At 68.5% G+C, this 18,833-nt stretch carries 17 protein-coding genes and 4 tRNA genes; 13 read left to right on the top strand and 8 right to left on the bottom strand.

From position 1 onward, the window contains the following. Nucleotides 1–73 precede the first annotated feature (73 nt). The 7 genes from ACWIDZ_RS12615 (at nt 74) to ACWIDZ_RS12645 (ending at nt 4,283) form a co-directional block, all read left to right on the top strand. Nucleotides 74–487 (top strand): hypothetical protein, encoded by a 414-nt coding sequence (locus ACWIDZ_RS12615; RefSeq protein WP_454077660.1) that lies wholly within the window; start codon nt 74–76, stop codon nt 485–487. Between the two features lie 179 nt (nt 488–666). Further along, complete coding sequence (recJ, locus tag ACWIDZ_RS12620; protein WP_453989377.1) at nt 667–2,469, top strand: single-stranded-DNA-specific exonuclease RecJ; 1,803 nt, start codon at nt 667–669, stop codon at nt 2,467–2,469. 116 nt (nt 2,470–2,585) lie between these two features. Next, a tRNA-Glu gene (locus tag ACWIDZ_RS12625) sits at nt 2,586–2,660 on the top strand. Between the two features lie 182 nt (nt 2,661–2,842). Continuing rightward, nucleotides 2,843–2,917: transfer RNA gene (locus ACWIDZ_RS12630), tRNA-Glu, on the top strand. A gap of 201 nt (nt 2,918–3,118) precedes the next feature. After that, entirely contained in the window at nt 3,119–3,640 is a 522-nt protein-coding gene (locus ACWIDZ_RS12635; RefSeq protein WP_343829464.1) for a cold-shock protein, read from the top strand. A 25-nt stretch (nt 3,641–3,665) separates the two neighbouring features. Beyond that, nucleotides 3,666–4,139 (top strand): DUF192 domain-containing protein, encoded by a 474-nt coding sequence (locus tag ACWIDZ_RS12640; protein WP_312218670.1) that lies wholly within the window; start codon nt 3,666–3,668, stop codon nt 4,137–4,139. A 67-nt stretch (nt 4,140–4,206) separates the two neighbouring features. Continuing rightward, a tRNA-Pro gene (locus ACWIDZ_RS12645) sits at nt 4,207–4,283 on the top strand. A gap of 1,121 nt (nt 4,284–5,404) precedes the next feature. On the opposite strand, the gene ACWIDZ_RS12650 is transcribed toward ACWIDZ_RS12645, so the two are convergent. After that, entirely contained in the window at nt 5,405–6,127 is a 723-nt protein-coding gene (locus ACWIDZ_RS12650; RefSeq protein ID WP_291781880.1) for a polysaccharide biosynthesis/export family protein, read from the bottom strand. A gap of 126 nt (nt 6,128–6,253) precedes the next feature. Here ACWIDZ_RS12650 and ACWIDZ_RS12655 point away from each other — a divergent pair, with 126 nt between their 5' ends. Both ACWIDZ_RS12655 and ACWIDZ_RS12660 read left to right on the top strand, forming a co-directional pair. Further along, nucleotides 6,254–7,696 (top strand): GumC family protein, encoded by a 1,443-nt coding sequence (locus ACWIDZ_RS12655; RefSeq protein WP_453989378.1) that lies wholly within the window; start codon nt 6,254–6,256, stop codon nt 7,694–7,696. A gap of 47 nt (nt 7,697–7,743) precedes the next feature. Next, the gene (locus tag ACWIDZ_RS12660) at nt 7,744–8,445 is read left to right on the top strand and encodes a P-loop NTPase family protein (RefSeq protein WP_346487600.1); all 702 of its coding nucleotides are present in this window, start codon (nt 7,744–7,746) and stop codon (nt 8,443–8,445) included. Nucleotides 8,446–8,451: 6 nt separating this feature from the next. Here the strand turns inward: ACWIDZ_RS12660 and ACWIDZ_RS12665 are convergent, their stop codons facing one another. Genes ACWIDZ_RS12665 through ACWIDZ_RS12680 form a run of 4 tightly spaced genes read right to left on the bottom strand, consistent with a single transcriptional unit; the run spans nt 8,452 to nt 13,278 of the window. Beyond that, nucleotides 8,452–9,405, bottom strand: a complete 954-nt coding sequence (locus tag ACWIDZ_RS12665) for a glycosyltransferase family 2 protein (protein ID WP_453989379.1) — start codon at nt 9,403–9,405, stop codon at nt 8,452–8,454. Beyond that, the gene (locus ACWIDZ_RS12670) at nt 9,402–10,337 is read right to left on the bottom strand and encodes a glycosyltransferase family 2 protein (protein ID WP_291781890.1); all 936 of its coding nucleotides are present in this window, start codon (nt 10,335–10,337) and stop codon (nt 9,402–9,404) included. Before ACWIDZ_RS12670 ends, ACWIDZ_RS12665 begins: the two co-directional genes overlap by 4 nt. Then, nucleotides 10,334–11,785 carry a lipopolysaccharide biosynthesis protein gene (locus ACWIDZ_RS12675; RefSeq protein ID WP_453989381.1) on the bottom strand — a complete coding sequence of 484 codons (1,452 nt, stop codon included), beginning with the start codon at nt 11,783–11,785 and terminating at the stop codon, nt 10,334–10,336. The genes ACWIDZ_RS12670 and ACWIDZ_RS12675 overlap by 4 nt, the downstream gene beginning before the upstream one ends. Beyond that, nucleotides 11,785–13,278: an exopolysaccharide biosynthesis polyprenyl glycosylphosphotransferase gene (locus tag ACWIDZ_RS12680; protein ID WP_453989383.1), complete on the bottom strand. Its 1,494-nt coding sequence runs from the start codon at nt 13,276–13,278 to the stop codon at nt 11,785–11,787. Before ACWIDZ_RS12680 ends, ACWIDZ_RS12675 begins: the two co-directional genes overlap by 1 nt. Nucleotides 13,279–13,476: 198 nt before the next feature. Between ACWIDZ_RS12680 and ACWIDZ_RS12685 the strand changes: the two genes are divergently transcribed. After that, nucleotides 13,477–13,568 (top strand) — tRNA-Ser (locus ACWIDZ_RS12685). A gap of 27 nt (nt 13,569–13,595) precedes the next feature. Here the strand turns inward: ACWIDZ_RS12685 and ACWIDZ_RS12690 are convergent. After that, entirely contained in the window at nt 13,596–13,778 is a 183-nt protein-coding gene (locus ACWIDZ_RS12690; RefSeq protein WP_291781900.1) for a hypothetical protein, read from the bottom strand. A gap of 200 nt (nt 13,779–13,978) precedes the next feature. Here ACWIDZ_RS12690 and ACWIDZ_RS12695 point away from each other — a divergent pair, with 200 nt between their 5' ends. Together ACWIDZ_RS12695 and ACWIDZ_RS12700 are read left to right on the top strand one after the other, a co-directional pair. Next, entirely contained in the window at nt 13,979–14,284 is a 306-nt protein-coding gene (locus ACWIDZ_RS12695) for an SCP2 sterol-binding domain-containing protein (RefSeq protein ID WP_024354161.1), read from the top strand. Between the two features lie 75 nt (nt 14,285–14,359). After that, nucleotides 14,360–15,562, top strand: a complete 1,203-nt coding sequence (locus tag ACWIDZ_RS12700; RefSeq protein ID WP_453989384.1) for an acyl-CoA dehydrogenase family protein — start codon at nt 14,360–14,362, stop codon at nt 15,560–15,562. Nucleotides 15,563–15,575: 13 nt separating this feature from the next. Here the strand turns inward: ACWIDZ_RS12700 and ACWIDZ_RS12705 are convergent, their stop codons facing one another. Together ACWIDZ_RS12705 and ACWIDZ_RS12710 are read right to left on the bottom strand one after the other, a co-directional pair. Further along, nucleotides 15,576–15,776 (bottom strand): hypothetical protein, encoded by a 201-nt coding sequence (locus ACWIDZ_RS12705; protein WP_291781908.1) that lies wholly within the window; start codon nt 15,774–15,776, stop codon nt 15,576–15,578. 58 nt (nt 15,777–15,834) lie between these two features. Further along, nucleotides 15,835–16,446, bottom strand: coding sequence for a sigma-70 family RNA polymerase sigma factor (locus ACWIDZ_RS12710; RefSeq protein WP_312217780.1), 612 nt, complete (start codon nt 16,444–16,446; stop codon nt 15,835–15,837). Nucleotides 16,447–16,651: 205 nt separating this feature from the next. Between ACWIDZ_RS12710 and egtB the strand changes: the two genes are divergently transcribed. Beyond that, nucleotides 16,652–18,808, top strand: a complete 2,157-nt coding sequence (gene egtB / locus ACWIDZ_RS12715) for an ergothioneine biosynthesis protein EgtB (RefSeq protein WP_453989385.1) — start codon at nt 16,652–16,654, stop codon at nt 18,806–18,808. Nucleotides 18,809–18,833: the final 25 nt, after the last annotated feature.

The following is an 18,833-nucleotide window of genomic DNA, read 5'->3' on the forward strand; positions in this document are numbered from 1 at the left end:
ATGATGGCATATGTCAGTGACGGAAATGAACGCGCTTCTGCTGAAAAAGACGGGATGGACGGCGGCTTGGGGCATGGCCTTGAGTTCTGCCGTTGCGCTGGGCGGCTGCGTCAGCGCCTTCGAGCCCAAAACCGACCCGACGTCGCCTCTGGCGCCCCGCATCCAGAAGCTGGTGGACGAGAATCGCCAGTATCCGCGCTGGGCCGATTTTCCGCGCACCAGCACGCCCTTGCCGGCTCCGGCCGAGATCGCCGCCGAGGTCGGGCGTCTGGAAAGCCGCAACACCGCCCTGACCGCCGAGATGGCGCGCATCGACTGGACGTTGGACAGCGACCCGGCCGCCTTCGTGGAATCGATCAACCGTCGTATCGACGCCAGCCAGATGTCGCCCCAGACCCTGCGCACCGCCGAAGAGGTCGAGGCCTACGCCGAGGAATTGCGCCGGCGCGCCAAGGCGCCGCCGCCGATCGACCGCCCGCGGCCTTGAGGCCCATGACCGCGACAGGCGTAGCCCACCCCTAGGGTGCGAGCCGCGCGAACGTCGCGTCGTGGTGCGAATCTCGCGATCCTGCACGGCGGCGAAAGTCGTCGCCCGAACTGTCCAAAAAGGTCCGTCATGGCCCGTCACGCCTGCATCGCCCTTCCTTTCGCCCGTCGAGCGTCCTGATGGCGGACGGCGCCGCTTCGCCCGCCTTCCTGGGCGTCAGCCGCTCGCTGTCCGGGCGGGCCTGGCGACAGCGGCCGGCCGAGGCGACGACGATCCGCGCCCATATGCAGACGCTGGGGCTGGACGAACCGCTGGCGCGGGCGCTGGCGGCGCGCAAGGTGGCGGGCGAGCAGGGCGCCGACTTCCTGAAGCCGACGCTGAAGGCGCTGTTCCCCGATCCGTCCAGCTTCATGGACATGGACGCCGCCGCCGCCGCCATCGTCGACGCCTTGCAGGCGCAGGCCAGCGTTCACGTCTTCGCCGACTACGACGTGGATGGAGCCTCCAGCGCGGCCCTGCTGGTGCGCTGGTTCCGGGCGCTGGGGGCGGACCTTCCCATCTATGTCCCCGACCGCCTGACCGAAGGCTACGGCCCCAGCGCGCGCGCCTTCGATACGCTGAAGGCGCGCGGCGCCGATCTGGTCATCACCGTCGACTGCGGGGCGGCCGCCAATGAGGCGGTGGCCCATGCGGCGGCCATCGGCCTGAAGGTCGTGGTCATCGACCACCACATGATGCGAGAGGAGCCGCCCGCCTGCCTCGCCGTGGTCAATCCGAACCGGCCGGGCTGCGGCTCGGGTCAGGGCAATCTGGCGGCGGCGGGCGTGGTCTTCGTCCTGCTGGCCGCCCTGAACCGCGAGGCGCGCGGGCGCGGCCTGTTCGAGGGCAAGGCCGAGCCCGACATCCGTCAGTGGCTGGACCTGGCCGCCATGGGCGCCATCTGCGACGTGACGGGCCTGACGGGCTTCAACCGCGCCCTGACCAGTCTGGGGCTGGGGGTGATGTCGCACTGGCGCAATCCGGGCCTGCGCGCCCTGCTGGCGGCGGCGGGCGCCGAGCCGGGACCGGCCAAGACCAACCATGCGGGCTTCATCCTCGGCCCGCGCATCAATGCGGGAGGGCGGATCGGCAAGTCGGATCTGGGCGCGCGCCTGCTGTCCACCGATGACGCCGACGAGGCGAGGTTGCTGGCCCAGGAGCTGGACGCCCTGAACCTCGCCCGGCGCGAGGTCGAGGCAGAGGTGACCGAACAGGCCGTCCGCCGCGTCGAGGCGACCGGCGCCCACGCCGACGACAGCGCCGCCGTGGTCGTCTCGGGCGAGGACTGGCACCCCGGCGTCGTCGGCATCGTCGCCGGGCGCCTGCGCGAACGCTGGAGAAAGCCGGTCATCGTCATCGGCGTCGACGCCGTCAACGGCGTGGGCAAGGGCTCGGGCCGCTCGCAGCCGGGCATGAACCTGGGACGGGCGGTGCAGGCGGCCTGGAACGAGGGCCTGCTGATCGCGGGCGGCGGCCACGCCATGGCGGCGGGGCTGACGGTGGCGGCCGACCGCATCGACGAGCTGCGCGCCTTCCTCAACGACCGCCTGTCGGCCGAGCGCGTCGAGGCCGTGGCCCAGGACTGGGTCGAGGTCGACGCCCTGATCGACCCGCGCGCCGCCACCCGCGACCTCTTCGAGGCTTTCGAGCAACTGGCGCCCTACGGCCCCGCCAACCCCGAGCCTCTGTTTGCGCTGGAAGGGGTGCAGGCGCGCGAGCCGGTCGCCATGAACGGCGGCCATGTGCGGTGCCGTCTGGTCGGTCCGGACGGCGCTTCGGTGCGGGCCATCGCCTGGCGCTGCGCCGACCTGCCGACGGGCAAGGCGCTGCTGGCGGGACAGGGCGGTCTGAACCTGGTCGGGCGCCTGAAGGCCGATGACTGGAACGGCCGTCGCGGCGTCCAGTTCGAGATCGAGGATGTCGCCGATCCGCGTATGGCCTGAGGGCTGTCAGGCTTGGCTGCGAAACGACGCAGGTCTTTGAAAAAGTCGCACAAATCCGCGTCGGCGCGCTTGCCATAAGCGGAATCGGCGGCTATCTACACGGTCCTCCGCGCAGCGGTCCCTTCGTCTATCGGTTAGGACGCCAGGTTTTCAACCTGGAAAGAGGGGTTCGATTCCCCTAGGGACTGCCACGCGGAGTTTTCCTCCCAGAAAATTCGAATGCATTTGCGGCGGCGATAGCCTGCGCGGATCGGCCGTGCTGCATTCTCGATCCACGCTTGAAGGCAGGCATTCGTCGTTTTTTTGAAAAAGCGCGAGACGCCCTCTTGCATCGCCGAAAAGGGACGGCTATCAGGCCGCTCCTCCGCGCAGCGGTCCCTTCGTCTATCGGTTAGGACGTCAGGTTTTCAACCTGAAAAGAGGGGTTCGACTCCCCTAGGGACTGCCACGCGGGGCGAATAACGTCTTCTCCCGTCATCGTTATTTCTTTCACCGAGCGACTTCGCGCGGTCTTTTCGCGTGCGCGACATTTGGTTGTCGACAATGTGGCGTAAAAGGGGCAACTTGTATGTTCGAGTTCAAAGAACCGTGTTAGTGTAGCTGACCCGATTGTTGCGGGCGGGGGTTCAAGGTGGCGAGTTGTGACGTGATGGAGCCTATCGAGACCGTAAAGGTCGTCGGAAAGGTCAAATGGTTCGATGCCGGCAAGGGGTATGGCTTCATCGTGCCGGACCAGCCGGAATTGACCGAGGAACGCGACGTGCTGCTGCACGTCACCAGCCTGCGGGATGCGGGCCATGAGTTGGCGGGCGAGGGCGCGGCCATCGTCTGCGAATGCGCCAAACGCTCCAAGGGCTGGCAGGTCGTCAACATTCTCGAACTGGAGGCGACCGCAGCGCCGGTTCGTCGCGATCCCGTCCGCAGTTCGGCTCACGCCCGTCCGGAAGGCCTGCCTGACGGCCCGCTGGAAGCGGCGGTCGTCAAATGGTTCAATCGCACCAAGGGCTATGGATTCGTGGTGCGCGAGGGTGAGGCGGGCGATATCTTCGTCCACGTCGAGACGCTGCGACGCTGCGGCCTTGACGATCTCCTGCCGGGCGATCCGGTGAACGTGCGCTTCGCCCAGGGGCCCAAGGGCCTGGTCGTGGCGGATATCAGAGCGGGCGGATGACTTTCGTCCGCTAGAGGACGAAGACATGGTGAACCGGCGCATCCTTTTGGCCTTGGCCCTCTCTGCGGCCGCCGCGACGGCGGCCTGCGCCCAGAAGGCGCCTCTGGATGCGACCGGCCGCCCGCTGGAGCCGCTGACGATCGTCACGACCTCGGGCGAGCACGAATTCATGGTCGAGATCGCCGACGACGACGCGAAGCGCCAGCGCGGCCTGATGTTCCGACCGCCTCTGCCCGACGACCGAGGGATGCTGTTCCAGTTCCCCGTGGCGGCGGAGCAGAGCTTCTGGATGCGCAACACGCCCAGTTCGCTGGACATCCTCTACATCGACCCGCGCGGGCGAATCGTCTCGATCGCCAGGCACGCGACGCCCAACTCCGACACGCCGATTCCCTCGAACGGGGCGGCCAATGGGGTGCTGGAATTGCGGGCTGGCCGCGCCGACGAGATCGGCGCCAGGCCCGGCGATCAGGTTAAACACCCCTTCTTTCATCCCTGAGCGACAATAGGCCGTCTCATCCGTTGCGGAGGCGGCTCCGTCGTGTCATGAGGACGCTCCGTCGGTCCGGGGTGTGGCGCAGCCTGGTAGCGCATCTGGTTTGGGACCAGAGGGTCGGAGGTTCGAATCCTCTCGCCCCGACCACGCTCTAAGCCCCCGGGGCCTGGATGAGTTCTATACTTAATCCGCCGAGGCGCGGCCTTTCGACTAGCATTACCAAGAGCAGACGCCCGCGAGTATCCGCCAAGGGTGGAAGTGATCATCGGGTGGCGAGCAAACGGCGCTGGGCTAACTGCTGGTAAATGCAGTCTTCTTTGATTTTATGTTCCGAAATGCTCTCGGGAACATGGGCAGCCCATGCATTTCCGACCGGCTGGGGCTGAAACTGCAGAAGCCCACACCTCTCGGCTGCCTCAACCACCTGAGCACGAGTGGCCCACTCGTCATCAGGGCCGATGAAACAGCCCGAGACTGATAGGGTGCTCGCGCCGAAAAGTGCGAGGGCAAAGATTCGCTCTAGGTCTGGACGCTTCATCAACGGGACACTGTCGCTAGCCGTGCGACCGCAATAGGTCGTCAACCGAAGTTCGCTTAGGGTATGGAGAGCGGACATTGGCATATGGGGCCAAACAATGTCATTTGGGCCGATCAATCGAATGTGCCGACAGGCATGAGGGAGCGTGAAGATGAGGATGGTGCCGTTAGCCGTCCTTCTAGTCCTACTGACAGCATGCTCTTCCGCAGAACCACATCGCGAGGGCGGTTGGCGAAAGACCTTTGAAGGTGAGGTTGTCGCAGTGAACGACCTCCCAGTTCGACCATCGTTTCGCATGACGTTTTATTCGACTGATGGGGACGAGACGCCTGATAGGTATCGCATCGACAGTGAGTGTTTCGACGCGGGCTATTTTGACAAGGATCGCCAAGCCCTCCTCAGCGGCGGGTCGCCAAACGGTCAAGGTGCGGACCAGATGACCGAAAAGAGTCTCCAGGATAACGCAGAGGGGCACCGGCGTAGGTGCCCAAGCGATCACCCCGTCACCTACAATCGTCTGCTCGATGTTATGTATGAGGGGGCCGTGCTCACCATTGACGGTAGGGAAGGGCGGCTCGTTTCCCAAAGCGGTGGGTCGATCAGTCTTGTCGAAGTTCCGATGGCTCTGCTTCTCGATTAACGGAGCCTTCCCGTCTCAGCCCCTTTGGGTCGAAAGCCGCCCTTAGCCCTCACCGCAACCCGCCCATCGCACCGGCGTTTCTGACGCGCGTCAGGTCGAGGCGTAGCCGCCGTTGATGGCGTAGGAGAAGCCGATCGGCAGGGCGGCGCGGACCTGGGTGAAGAAGGCGGCCAGTTCGCCTAGGGTCGAGCGCGGCACGAAGATGATGTCGCCGCGTCGCAGCGGCAGGATCTCGGCGCGCGGCGCGCTCAGGTCGATCGCCTTCATCATGCGGACATCGCCCGGTCCGCGGCGGATCAGGGCGCAGCGCGAGGCTCTGGACGACGGCAGGACGCCGCCGGCCATGATGACGGCCTGATAGGCGTCGATGTCGCCCGGCATGTCGAACACGCCCGGATTGCGCACCTCGCCGTCGACCCAGACCTTCAGCGGACCGGCCTGGCGCAGGGTCACCTCGACCTCGGGCCGCAGCAGGTGAGGGGCGTAGGCCATGGAGATGTCGGCCTCCAGTTCGGACAGGCTGCGATCCGCCGCCGTGACGTGGCCCAGCAGGGGCAGGGACACCCGGCCATCCGGGCCGATCTTCAACTGGCGGGTCAGCTCCGACGCGGTCGGCAGGGCGACCTCGATGTCATCGCCAGGATAGAGGCGGTATTCGGGTTCGACCTCGGTCCAGTCGGCGAAGGGCAGGCCGGGCGGGAAATCGTCGACCGCCGTCGGACGCGGCCGTCCGCCGCCCGACCCGGCGCCGCCGGCGCAGCCGGCCAGGCCGGCGGCCAGCGCCATGAGGATGAGGCGGCGATCGAAATTCATGGTCGGGGACGGTCCAGGCGGAGAAATGTCGTCTTCTGTCAAGCTGACGGCTTATAGGTAACGCGTGGTTAACGCGTGGCCCTCAGTGTGGCGTACAACAGTCATCGACCGAGAAATTCGCCTTTTATGCGTTCCTCCCTCGCAGCAGCCCGTCCCCGTTACGGCGTCGTCGACGTCGTGGCCCTGCTGTTCCGCGAGCTGGTGCTGATGATCGTGATCTTCCTAGTGATCGCCGCTCTCGGCGCGGCGTTCGTCATGACGATGAAGAAGACCTACACGGCCGGCGCCAGCCTGTTCGTCGGGGTGGGACAGGAATACGTCTATCAGCCGCGCGTGGGCATGGGCGAGCGCGCCATGCCGCCTTCGGCCAGCGAAGTGGCCCAGTCCGAGGCCGCCATCCTCAACAGTCTGGAGGTCAAGCGCCGCGTGGTGCGCGCCCTGGGCGTCGAGAGCTTTCAGGGCGGGGTCCCTTCGACCGAGAGCCCGGCGCGTCAGGAAGCGGCGGCCATCCGTTCGGTGGCTGCGGGGCTCGGCGTCGAGGTCACGCCGCTCAGCCCGGTCGTGGGCCTGAGCTACAAGAGCGGTGATCCGGCCAAGTCGGCGCGGGTGCTGAACACGGTGATCGACCAGTATCTGACCTATCGACGCGAGGTCTTCCAGGATCGCGCGACCTCGGCCATCCGCACCCAGCGCCAGACGTTCGAGCAGGAGCTGGCCGACGCGGATCGCGCCTATGAAGAGTTCCTGCGCACCAACGCCATCGGCGATTTCGCCACGGCCAAGTCCACGGTCGCCAACAGCTATCAGTCCGTCTTCACCGAGCGGATGAGCGTTCAGGCCCAGTTGCAGCAGGCCTCGCAGCGTCTGGCGACCCTTGCAGCCCAGTTGGCGCGCACGCCGGCCGAGGTGGCCCTGTACCAGGACCTGAACGTTTCGGCCCAGGACCTGATCCTGCAGCTGCGCACCGAGCGCGAGAGCCTGCTGGCCCGCTATCAGCCCGACGCCCAGCCGGTGCGCGAGATCGAGTCCAAGATCGCCCAGCTTCAGGCCTATGTCGGCTCCGGCACGGCTGTCGGGGCCAAGGAGGTCCGCACCGGCCCCAACCCCGTCTGGGTCGAGCTGGAGACCACCCGCATCAACGCCCAGGCCGAACGGGACTCCCTGGCCGCCCGCCTGGCGGTTCTGGACCGCCAGCTGGGCGATCTGCGCGCGCGTCAGACGCGACTGACCGAGCTGGAGTCGCGCAACTCGACCCTGGCCGGAAACCGGGAGGTGCTGACCGCCTCGATCCGCGAGTTCCAGCAGCGCGAGACCCAGAGCCGCGCCGACAACGAACTGGTCAAGGCGGGCGCCGACAACGTCACCGTCATCGAACGCGCCCAGCCGCCGTCGAAGGGCAAGAGCCTGCGTTTCCCCCTGATGATCGCAGTCCTGGCTTTCGCCGGGTTCACGGCCCTGTGCGTGGGCCTGCTGCGGGTCTTCCTGCGCCGGGGCTTCGTCATGCCGGCCACGCTCAGCCGCACGCTGCAGGCGCCGGTCCTGGCCGTGGCGCCCGCCAAGAGCGCCTGAGCCCTGCGCGTGCTAGGCTGGGACGAAGGGCGCACGTAACGATTCGCATGGTCGATCTGACGACGGAAATGGCGGGACTGTGGGCGGCGCTGGGGCCAGCGCCGGCTCATCGCGGCCGCGTGATCCTGTTCGCCGCCGCCCAGACGGGCGAGGGCGTCTCGACCGTGGCGCGCGAATTCGCCCGCATGGCGGCCGTGCGCGGCCGTCGCCCGGCCTGGCTGGTGGACGGCGATCTGACGCAACAGGCGCAGATGGAGCAGGTGGAGGCGCAGCCCGATCGCTTCGGGCGGCTGGGACCTGCGGTCCAGGCCTCTCCGGACGGCTCGGCCTTCTTCACGGTGGCGCCGCCGATGCGCGGTCGCGACGGGCGCGCCGTGGCGCCGGGGCGGCTGATGACGGCCAAGGCCTGCCTGGGCGGCCGTCTCTACGTCACGCGTTTTCACAATGAGGTCCTGCGCGCGGGCCAGCGGGCCGAGGCGGTCAATGATCCGCGCTACTGGACGCGCCTGCGCGCCCACGCCGACACCATCGTCATCGACGCCCCGGCGGCCGACCGCAGCGACATGATCCTGACCCTGGCGCCGCTGGCCGACGCCACCGTCCTGGTGGTCGCGGCGGAGACGACCGACGCCGCCGGACCCGTCGCCCTGCGCGACGAGATCGACGCCCAGGGCGGCCGCATCGCCGGGGTGGTGATGAACCGGGCCAAGTGGAAGCCGCCCGCCTTGCTCAAGCGGTTCATCGGCTAGGGCGCGTTAGGTCCGTCCCGCCGCGCGTTGCAGTCGGTCCAGCTCGCGTTGACCGTAGAACTGCGGTTCGAAGCCCTTCATCCAGAACAGCTTGCCCAGCCCCCGCGCCGTGCGGTCGGCCATGTCGGCGCGCCTGGGGTGGCGGATCAGGCTGAGGGCCAGCGTCGCCGCGCCCCAGACCGCCGTCTGCGCCGCGCCGACGACCATCCAGCGCGCCACGCCGGACCAGTTCTTCGCCTCGGCGGCGGTCTGGCTCGGTCCCTGACCATAGGCGAAGGCGCGCGTCAGGGCGTAGCGCAGGGTGGCGCGATGCGGCGGGGCGAACTCGTCCACCCAGGCGTCGGCGGCCCAGCCGAAGCGGCCGCCGCGCGCCTCAAGGGCGGCGAACAGCACGTCGTCCTCGCCGCCGATCTGATCCGATCCGACGTGGAAAGGCTGGTCGCCGGGCAGGGCTGTGGCCCGCACCAGCAGGGAGTTGCCGCAACCGTGGGGGTGGTTCAGCACGCCGTCGCGATCCGGTCCCTGACGGCCGAAGAAGCGTTCCAGATAGGGCGTGGTCCAGCCGGTCTCTTCGGGCACGCGTCCGCGGATGGGGCCGAAGACGGCGTCAGCGCCGGTCGCCGCTTGGGCGCTCAACAGGGCGGCCAGCCAGTCGGTCGAGGCGGCCTCGTCATCATCGAGGAAGGCGATCAGGGGCGCCGATGTGGCGGCCAGTCCCGTGTTGCGCGCGGTGGCGACGCCGGGACGCGGCGCATGGATCCAGATGAGCGGGGCGGACGCTTCAGGCCGCAGGGCCTCGACCGTTTCACGCGAACTGGCTTCGGGGTCGTTGTCGACGACGACGATCTCGCGCAGGCGCGTCGCCACGTCTTGCTGGGCGAAGATCGAGCGCAGGGCGCGCGTCAGGCTGTCCAGGCGGCGCATGGTGGGGATGACGACGGCGACGTCAGGCGCGCTCATATCGCCTCCGCATAGAGGGCCGCGCGATACAGCCGCAGGGCGAACGCCCGCAAGCCGGTCGGCAGGACAGGCGCGCAAGCGGCGGCCTTGATCAGCGGACGCAGCAGCTTCAGCCCCGGCACGGCCTTCAACGCCTTGGCGACGCGATAGCTGGGATAGACGGACACGAAGTCGGGGTGGCGGGCCACGACGCGTGCGAAGTTCGGGGCCGACTGTTCGTATTTGGCGGCCAGGGCCTCGACCGTGTCCAGACCCATGTGGGTGGCGGGATTGTCCAGATGCACCACCTCGAACCGACGCGAGACGCGCATGGCCCACTCGACGTCCTCCCAGCCCCAGCCGCTGAAGCCGGAATCGAAGGTCTCCGTATCGAAGACGTCGCGGCGCACCAGCAGGTTGGAGGTGAAGACGTATTTCTCGGGTTGTTCGGCGCGCTGGGCGGCGGGGATGCAGTCCGACCGGGCCGCCATGTGGCGATGGACGGCGAAACGCGCATCCTGCGGCGCCTGCAACAGGGAGAAGCCGCCGAAGGCCACAGCCGGACGCACGTCGCGCGCCAGATCGACCCACGTCTTCAGGAAGCCCGGATGGTCGGGCCTCATGTCGCTGTCCAGAAACAGGAAGGTCTGGCCCCGCGCGGCCTGCGCCAGACGGTTGCGGCCTTCCGAACGGCCCTGATTGGCGTCGAGCGAGATCAGGCGCACGGGCAGGGCCATGTGGTCGATCAGGGCGCTCAGGCGGGCGGTCAGTGCGGCGTCCTTGGTGCCGTCGTCCAGCACGACCAGTTCGGCCTGTCCCGCCAGCGTCGTCGTCTCGGCGTCGAGCCGTTGCAACAGGTCGGTCGGATCGTCGCGCAGGAAGGGGATCAGCACCGACAGGATGGGCTGAGCCTCACGCCACGCAGGACTGTCGTGGTGAAGAGCCTCACTCATGCCGCCTGCCTCCGTGCGCGCAGGAAGGCTTTCAGCCGCACGCTCAGGTCGCGCACCCCGGCCGCGTTCAGGGCGTAGGCGACCACGCCGTAGACGATCACGCCCACGCCGGCGTCCAGCATCAGTTCGGCGAACCCGCCGATGGCCGGCAGCATCATCACGACGCCCGCCATGACGGCGGCGGCCAAACCGCAGCGCGCCAGCGCGTTCCACGGCACGGGCAGGGGCAGGATGCGCCGCCCGATGGTCATGGAGGCGGCCAGACCCAGCGCAAAGCTGATCGCCGTCGCCCAGGCTGCGCCCATGACGCCGAAGCGCGGGATCAGCAGGACGTTCAGGACGATGTTGCTGCCCGCCGGAATGCTCATGGCCAGCAACAGCCAGCCCGTGCGGCGGCCCAGGGTGAAGGCCTGCCCGAAATAATAGGTCGTCATGCCCGACAGGAAGGCGCCCAGCGCCACCCACGGCGTGACCGAGGCGGCGACCGTGCGCAGGTCTTCGCCGATCATGAACTCGGCCAGCGGCCGCGCCACCAGAGCCACGCCCACGGCGGCGGGCAGGCCGATCAGCACCAGGGTCGAGGCCTGCTCGCGCGCGGCGGTTTGCAGATCCTCACGTCCGCCGCGTTCCAGCGCCATGACCAGAGCCGGAGCGCCCGCCGCGCCCAGCCAGACGAACATGACGTCCAGCGTCCGATTGGCGATGCTGTAGGCCGCGTGATAGGCGCCGACCGCCGCCTCGTTCATGAACAGGGCCAGCAGGAATCGATCGGTCGAGGCCAGCACCACGGTCAGGCCCAGGCCCACGGCGATGGGATAGCCGTAGACGGCGTAGGCCTTCAAACGCTCGCGATCCAGCCGCCCGCGCCGGGCCTCGCGCAGTTCGGCGGGCAGGACGAAGGGCAGGGCGGCCAGCGGCGCCAGCAGCATCCCCGCCAGCGGCGCCTCGGCCCCCAGGCCCAGCAGGGCCAGACCGACGCCGAAGGCCAGGCCCGCGACCGCGCTCCAGATGTCGATGGCGGCGGCGGGACTCACTTCGCCCGCGGCACGGAACCGCTCCTGCGCCAGCTTCAGGAAGCAGCGCACGGGAATCCCCGCCAGCGCCACGGCCAGCGGCAGGCGGAAGTTCTCCGGCATGGGCCACAGCCAGACGGCCAACCCGGCGACAGGCGTGAAGACGGCGGTGATCAGGAAGGCGGCGCGGTACAGGCTGGCGAAATGCCCGGCCATCTGGGCTTCATCGGACTGGGCCGCCCAGAAACGCGCCATGGAGGCTTCCAGCCAGCTGAACGTCGCCACATGGGCCAGCGTCAGCACCGAATAGGCCAGGGCGTAGCGCCCGAAATCCTCGGGCGACAGCAGGCGCGTGAAGATGATGATGGTCAGAAACCCGACCACGCCCTGCACGATATTGGCCGGCAGGTAGCCGAACACCCCCCGCCAGAACATCAGCGCACGGCCATCCGGTCGCCCAGCAGCACGGGAACGGTCACGGCGATGATCCAAAGGTCCAGCCAGAAGGACTGGCGCTCGATATATTCGATGTCGAGCTGAACCCGGCGACGCACTTCATCCGCCGTATGCAGCGGCCCGCGCGAGCCCTTGATGGCGGCCCAGCCGGTCATGCCGGGCTTGATGCGGTGGCGGTGGGCGTATTCGGCGACCAGACGCGCCGACTCGGCGTCGCCGGTCTTCATGCCGATGGCGTGCGGGCGCGGCCCGACCAGGGACATCTCGCCGCGCAGCACGTTCACCAGTTGGGGCAGTTCGTCCAGGCTGGTGGCGCGCAGGAACTTGCCCAGACGCGTCACCCGGTCGTCGCCCGCCGTGACCTGACGGCTGGCGGTGGCGTCGGAGACTTCCTGACGCATGGTGCGGAACTTCCACACCACGATCTCTTCCTGGTTGAAGCCGTGGCGGCGCTGGCGGAACAGGGCCGGACCCTTGCTGTCCATCCGCACGGCCAGACCGATCAGGAACAGCGCGGGGCTGAGCACGACCAGGGCCAGGGCCGACAGGATGATGTCGAGGATGCGCTTGTTGAAGGCGCGACGTTCGCCGTCCACCGCGCCGCCCAGCAGGGGGAGGGAGGCCGAGGCCAGCTTCTCCAGCGCCTCGTTCCGCTGGGCCGCGCCCCTGGGGTCGACCAGCATGGTCAGGGGGATGGGCAGGGCCTCCAGCCGATGCGTCAGGGCGCGGACCCGCGCTTCGGCCTTGGGATCGATGGCCAGGATGACGCGGTCGATATAGGGCGTCAGCCGGTGCTCCATCAGGGCGTCGGTCCCGCCCAGCACCGGAACCCCCGCCAGGGCGTCGGGCGTGCGGGCCAGGCGATCATCGAAGACGCCCAGGATATTCAGGTCGCGACGATCCAGCGCCTCGCGGATCAGGGCCTCTGCGTGACGCGTGGCGCCGACCACGACGACATTGGGGGTCAGGTCGCCGCGGCTTCTCCACTGGGCCACCAGCATGCGCCAGATGGTGTGCAGACCGGTCAGCAGCACCGCCGAGGCGATCGCCCACCAGCCGTACTCCGCCAGCGGCGCTTCACCGCCCAGCAGGGCGAGGCCCAGGAGGCCGGCGGCCGCGCCGCCGACGCCCGCGACGGTCGCGACGCCGGCCAAGTGGCGCGCCGGGGCTCGCGTGCGGTCAAATCGATACAGTCCCAGCGAGCGCGCTAGGCCCAGGGTCAGCAGGCAGCCGACCAGAATGGGCAGGGCCTCGATCAAGGTGACCTGCATCAGGCCGCCGGGGTTCATGCGGCCAATGGCCACAAGGCACAGGAAGGAGGAGGCGACGATGTCGACGCCGCGGAAATAGAACACGCGCCGCCGCGCCGCTGCGCGCTGGCGGGTGTTCAGCCATACGTCCGGACGCAGCGGCCCCCGCCGAGCCCGGCCGGCGCGCCCGGTCTCCGCCGCCGGCGCACGCGCTTCGACCAAGGCTGCGCGATTCGCGCGCGCGCCTTCGGCTGCGGAGCCCAGTGTGTCAGCAGGGGTGATAGCCAAGTCTTTTTCCCGAAATCGACCAGAATGGGGTGCGAACCCCGTGTCACATGCCACTCTTATGCCGGGTTAACACAAAGGGTGTCAGTTCCGCATTGCGAAGCGCCGCGCGACTCGCTATCCACGCGGCCTGCCGGAGACGTGGCCGAGTGGCTGAAGGCAACGGTTTGCTAAATCGTCGTACCCTGTAAGGGGTACCGAGGGTTCGAATCCCTCCGTCTCCGCCAGAATTCCCATCCAAAAAGATGATGTTGTCAGCCTTGGCCTTGCTGGGGCCCGCCGGCCTTGGCTTCGCTGGGACGGCGTACGGCGACGCCGTGTTGGCGCAGGATGCGGCGGGCGACCTCGGGCGCGCCGATCATGGGCAGGGGCTGGCCGAAATGCTCGCGCCACAGTTGGTCCAGGCGAACTTCCTCCGGAGTGAGCAGGCGGGTCATTGGCGAGTCCTTGTTACGCAAGCCTGCCGCTTTTAGGCCTTCCTGACCGAGACAAACGCAAACTCATGTAAGCTGGACCATATGTGATGGAACCCGCAGGATATTGGATATCCGGGTCAGGGCTTCCCTTGGGTGATCTTGGCGCCGCCCGGCGCGCGGGTTAGGCGTGGGGCTCAACCTTCTCAACGGGAGAGACGCACATGGCCGATCTGGCCCTCGCCACCGACAAGATCCGCGCCGCCGTCGGCGAAAACTCGGGTCTGGGCAAGACCGTGAAGCTGGACTTCGGCGATGACGGCAAGATCTTCATCGACGGCGCTTCGGCTCCGAACACCGTCAGCAACGACGACAAGCCGGCCGACGCCACCGTCTCGATCAAGTGGGACGACTTCGTCGCCCTGGCCGAGGGCCGTCTGGACCCGATGATGGCCTTCATGCAGGGCAAGCTGAAGATCGCGGGCGACATGATGATCGCCCAGAAGCTGGCCCCGCTGCTCAAGGGCTGAGCGCGGGCTGAGGCTTGATGTTCGACGGCGCGGCTCCGACGGGGCCGCGCCGTTTTCATGTAGGGAGAGGCGTAGATGGATTTCCGGCTGAGCGAGCGGGGCGAGCACTGGCGCGAGCGGGTGCGCCGTTTCATGGAGGCGGAGGTCCTGCCGCGCGAGGCGGAGTATCGCGCCCAGGTCCGCGCCGATCCGAAGCGCCAGCCGCCGGTGATGGAAGACCTCAAGGCCAGGGCCAAGGCCGATGGCCTCTGGAACATGTTCCTGCCGGGCGAGCACGGGGCGGGGCTGTCGAACCTGGAGTACGCCCCCATCGCCGAGCTGATGGGGCGGGCGCTGTGGTCGGCCGAGGCGTTCAACTGCAACGCGCCCGACACCGGCAATATGGAAGTCCTGCACATGTACGGCGACGCCGCCCAGCAGGAGCGGTGGCTCAAGCCCCTGATGGCGGGAGAAATCCGCTCTGCCTTCCTGATGACCGAGCCTGAGGTCGCCTCGTCCGACGCCACCAACATCCAGACCCGGATCGAGCGCGACGGCGACCATTACGTCATCAACGGCCGCAAATGGTGGTCGACCAACATGGCGCACCCGAACGTCGCCGTGACTATCGTCATGGGCAAGACCGATCCCGACGCCGCCGTCCACCAGCAGCAGAGCCAGATCATCGTCCCGGTCGACACGCCCGGCTTCCGCGTCGAGCGGATGCTGTCGGTGTTCGGATACGACGAGGCGCCGATCGGCCACGCCGAGGTGGTGCTGGACAGCGTCCGCGTGCCCGCCTCGAACCTGATCGCGGGCGAGGGGCGCGGCTTCGAGATCGCCCAGGGCCGCCTGGGGCCAGGCCGCATCCACCACTGCATGCGGACCATCGGCGCGGCCGAAAAGGCGCTGGAGCTGATGGTTGATCGCCTGCTCAGCCGCACCGCCTTCCGCAAGACCATCGCCGAGCATTCGGTGTGGGAGCAGCGGGTGGCCGAGGCGCGCACCAATATCGAGATGTGCCGTCTGCTGGTGCTGAAGGCCGCCTGGATGATGGACGAGGTCGGGGCCAAGGGCGCCAAGTCCGAGATCGCCCAGATCAAGGTCGCCGCGCCGCGCATGGCGCTGAAGGTCATCGACGACGCCATTCAGGCGTTCGGCGGGGCCGGGGTGTCGGGCGACACGCCGCTGGCCGAACTCTACGCCATGGTGCGGACCCTGCGCATCGCCGACGGCCCGGACGAGGTGCACAACCGCACCATCGCCCGACTGGAGTACGCCGCGCGAACGCGCGTCTAGGCTGTCGCTCGCCTCACAGTTCGTCGCTGGGCGGCCGCTGGTGGTGATGGTGCGCCGAGGGCGAGCTGAAGTCGCCGTCCACGATGTCGCCCAGATAAAGGTTCGAACTGGCCTTGTCGGGCGGCGGCGGCGTGCGCCCGAACAGCCAGTCCATGAAACCGCGCTTGCCCGTGCGCGGGGTCTCGGGGGCGGGGGGATGTCGCGGAGTCATCATGACGGACTCTCCTGAAGGCTGGAATTTAACCCCTCGGCGGGGCCTGTGTTCCTTCGGTCTAGCTGTCGTCGTCCTCATTATTTTCTTCGCCGTCGAGCGGCGTCTCGTGCGCCAGCAGCAGGGCCAGACGGCGACGCGCGCGGTTGACCCGGCTCTTGACCGTCCCCACGGCGCAGCCGGCGATATCGGCCGCCTCCTGATAGGAAAGCCCGGCGGCGCCGACCATGATGATCGCCTCGCGATGCTCGGGCGGCAGGGCGTTGAGCGCCGTTCGGAGCGCCGTCAGCTCCGCCGTCCATTCCTGGCTGGGCTCGGCGGTCAGGCCGGCGGCGTGGCGGCCTTCTTCATCGGCCACTTCGCGGCGTCGGCGGGCGGCGCCGGTGTACCAGCTGTTTCTCAGAATCGTGAACAGCCAGGCCCTGAGATTGGTCCCGGCCTCGAACCGCGTCCGATGCGTCCACGCCTTGACCAGCGTCTCCTGCACCAGGTCATCCGCATCGGCCCGGTTGCGCGCCAGGGAGAAGGCGAAGGCCCGCAACGCCGGAATCTGGCAGGCCAGCATGGCGCGCCAATTGGCCGGGTTCGTCAGGTCTGGCGACCGGCCGGGATCGGGCGTCGATGGCGGGGGCTCGATGGCGTTCGGCCCCTCGGGCATGCGCATCTGGGGCATGCTGCGGGATCCTGAATGACCTGCGCCCTGTCGGCGCCGGAACCCCATCAGAACGTCGGTTGACGACGCCTGTTCCGTTGCGCCGCCCCTCTCAACCGACCGGCTGGCGGCCGTCGCGCCGGCGGAACCGCCTTTGCGCAGGCTGCATTTCAGGAAGGTGGCGACAGACGACATTCATCCAGGGGGACACGGCGTCATGATCGGAATGCTGCGCAGACCGGCGGAGGCCGCCGGGGATCTCGAGCGTTATCGGCAGGTGCGCGCCGTGCTGCCTGCCCTGGCGGCGTCCCTCTCGGCCGAGGACCTGCAAGCCCAGTCCATGGCCGAGGCCAGTCCGGGCAAGTGGCACCTGGGCCATGTGAGCTGGTTCTTCGAAACCATGCTGCTCGATCAGCCGGGCTATGAGTCGATCGACCCCCGGCTGCGGCGGGTGTTCAACTCCTATTATGAGGCCCTGGGCGATCGGATCGGTCGGGACGAGCGGGGGCTGATGACGCGGCCTTCGCTGGCCGACGTCATGGCCTATCGCGCCGAGGTCGACCGTCGGATGGAGGCGCGCCTGGCCGATGCGTCCGCGCCGTTCGACGCCCTGCGCCGCTATCTGTTTGAACTGGGCCTGAACCACGAGCAGCAGCATCAGGAGCTTTTCCTGATGGACCTCCTGCATCTGATGTCGCGTTCGCCGCTGGACCCGGCGGCCTATGAGGAGGAGCCTCGCCATGCGCCGCTCCAGCCGCCGCGCGGAGGCTGGCAGGCGTTCGAGGGCGGCCTTGTCGAGACCGGCGCGGGGGAGGAGGGGTTCGCCTTCGACAACGAACGGCCTGCGCACCGAGTCTGGCTTGAGCCGTTCGCTCTGGCCGCCGACCTGACGACCAATGGCGACTGGCTGGCCTTCATGAATGACGGCGGCTACGCCCGGCCCGAACTGTGGCTTAGCGACGGCTGGGCGACGGTCCAGGCGTGCGGCTGGACCGCGCCGCTCTATTGGCGGCGAGAGGAAGGGGCGGGCTGGACGGTCATGACCCTGGCGGGGCGGCGGCCGGTGGATCCTGCCGCGCCGGTGCGCCATGTCAGCTTCTATGAGGCCGACGCCTTCGCGCGGTGGTCGGGCCGGCGTCTGCCCACCGAGGCGGAATGGGAGCACGCCGCCCGCAGCCGTCCCGACGCCTTCTCCAACCTGGACAATGAGGCGTGGCAGTGGACCGCCGGCGCCTACGGCCCTTACCCCGGCTTTCGACCGACCGAGGGCACGGCGGCCGAGTACAACGGCAAGTTCATGGCCAATCAGATGGTGCTGCGCGGCGGCGCCTTCGCCACGGCGCCGGGGCACGCGCGGCCGACCTATCGCAACTTCTTCTACCCTGATCAGCGCTGGGCCTTCGCGGGCGTCCGCCTGGCGTCCGATCCCGGCGACGCGGCCCGAGGCGACGAGACCGATGACGAGCATGAGGCCTTCCGCCGCGACCTGGTCGCGGGCCTGGCGTCGTCGCCCAAGAGCCTGCCGCCCAAATGGTTCTATGACGCGCGCGGGTCGGAGCTGTTCGAGGCCATCACCCGCCTGCCGGAATACTATCCGACCCGGCAGGAGGCGGCGCTGCTGCGGCGGGTCGCCCCGCGCTGGGCCGAACGCTTCGGCGCCGACGCCGTGCTGGTCGAACTCGGCTCGGGCGCCAGCGAGAAGACGCGCATCGTGCTGGACGCGGCCCCCGATCTGGCGGCCTACGTCCCCATCGACATCAGCCCCACGGCGCTGGAAGAGGCGGCCGCCCGCCTGAGGCAGGCCTATCCCGATCTGAAGGTCCTGCCCATCGTCGGCGACTTCGAGCATCTGGGCGTCCTGCCGGCCGAGGCGGGGCAGGGGCGGCGGGTCGGCTTCTTTCCCGGTTCGACCATCGGCAATCTCTCGCCGACGACGGCCGAGGCGCTCCTGCGCGGCGCGCGCGACATGCTGGGACCGGACGCCCTGTTCATTCTGGGCGTCGACCTGATCAAGGACGCCCCGACCTTGATCGCCGCCTATGACGACGCCGAAGGCGTGACGGCGCGCTTCAACCTGAATGTCCTGACCCGCGCCAATCGCGACCTGGGCGCGGACTTCGACCTGGACGCCTTCGCCCACCGGGCTGTCTGGAACGAGGCCGAGGCGCGGATGGAGATGCATCTGGAGGCCCTGCGCCCCATGACGGTGCGGCTGGGCAAGCTGGTCTTCCGTCTGGCGCAGGGCGAGACGATCCACACCGAGAACTCGCGCAAGTTCGACGAGGCCCGCGTGCGCGCCCTGGCCGAAGCCGCCGGCTGGCGCGTCGAGGCCTTCGAGGTCAGCGACGTCCCGCGCGTGGCCCTGGCCCTTCTGGCCTGCTGACCGCCGACCGGCTGTCAGCCAAAGA

This window comes from Brevundimonas sp. NPDC055311 (genome assembly GCF_053645695.1).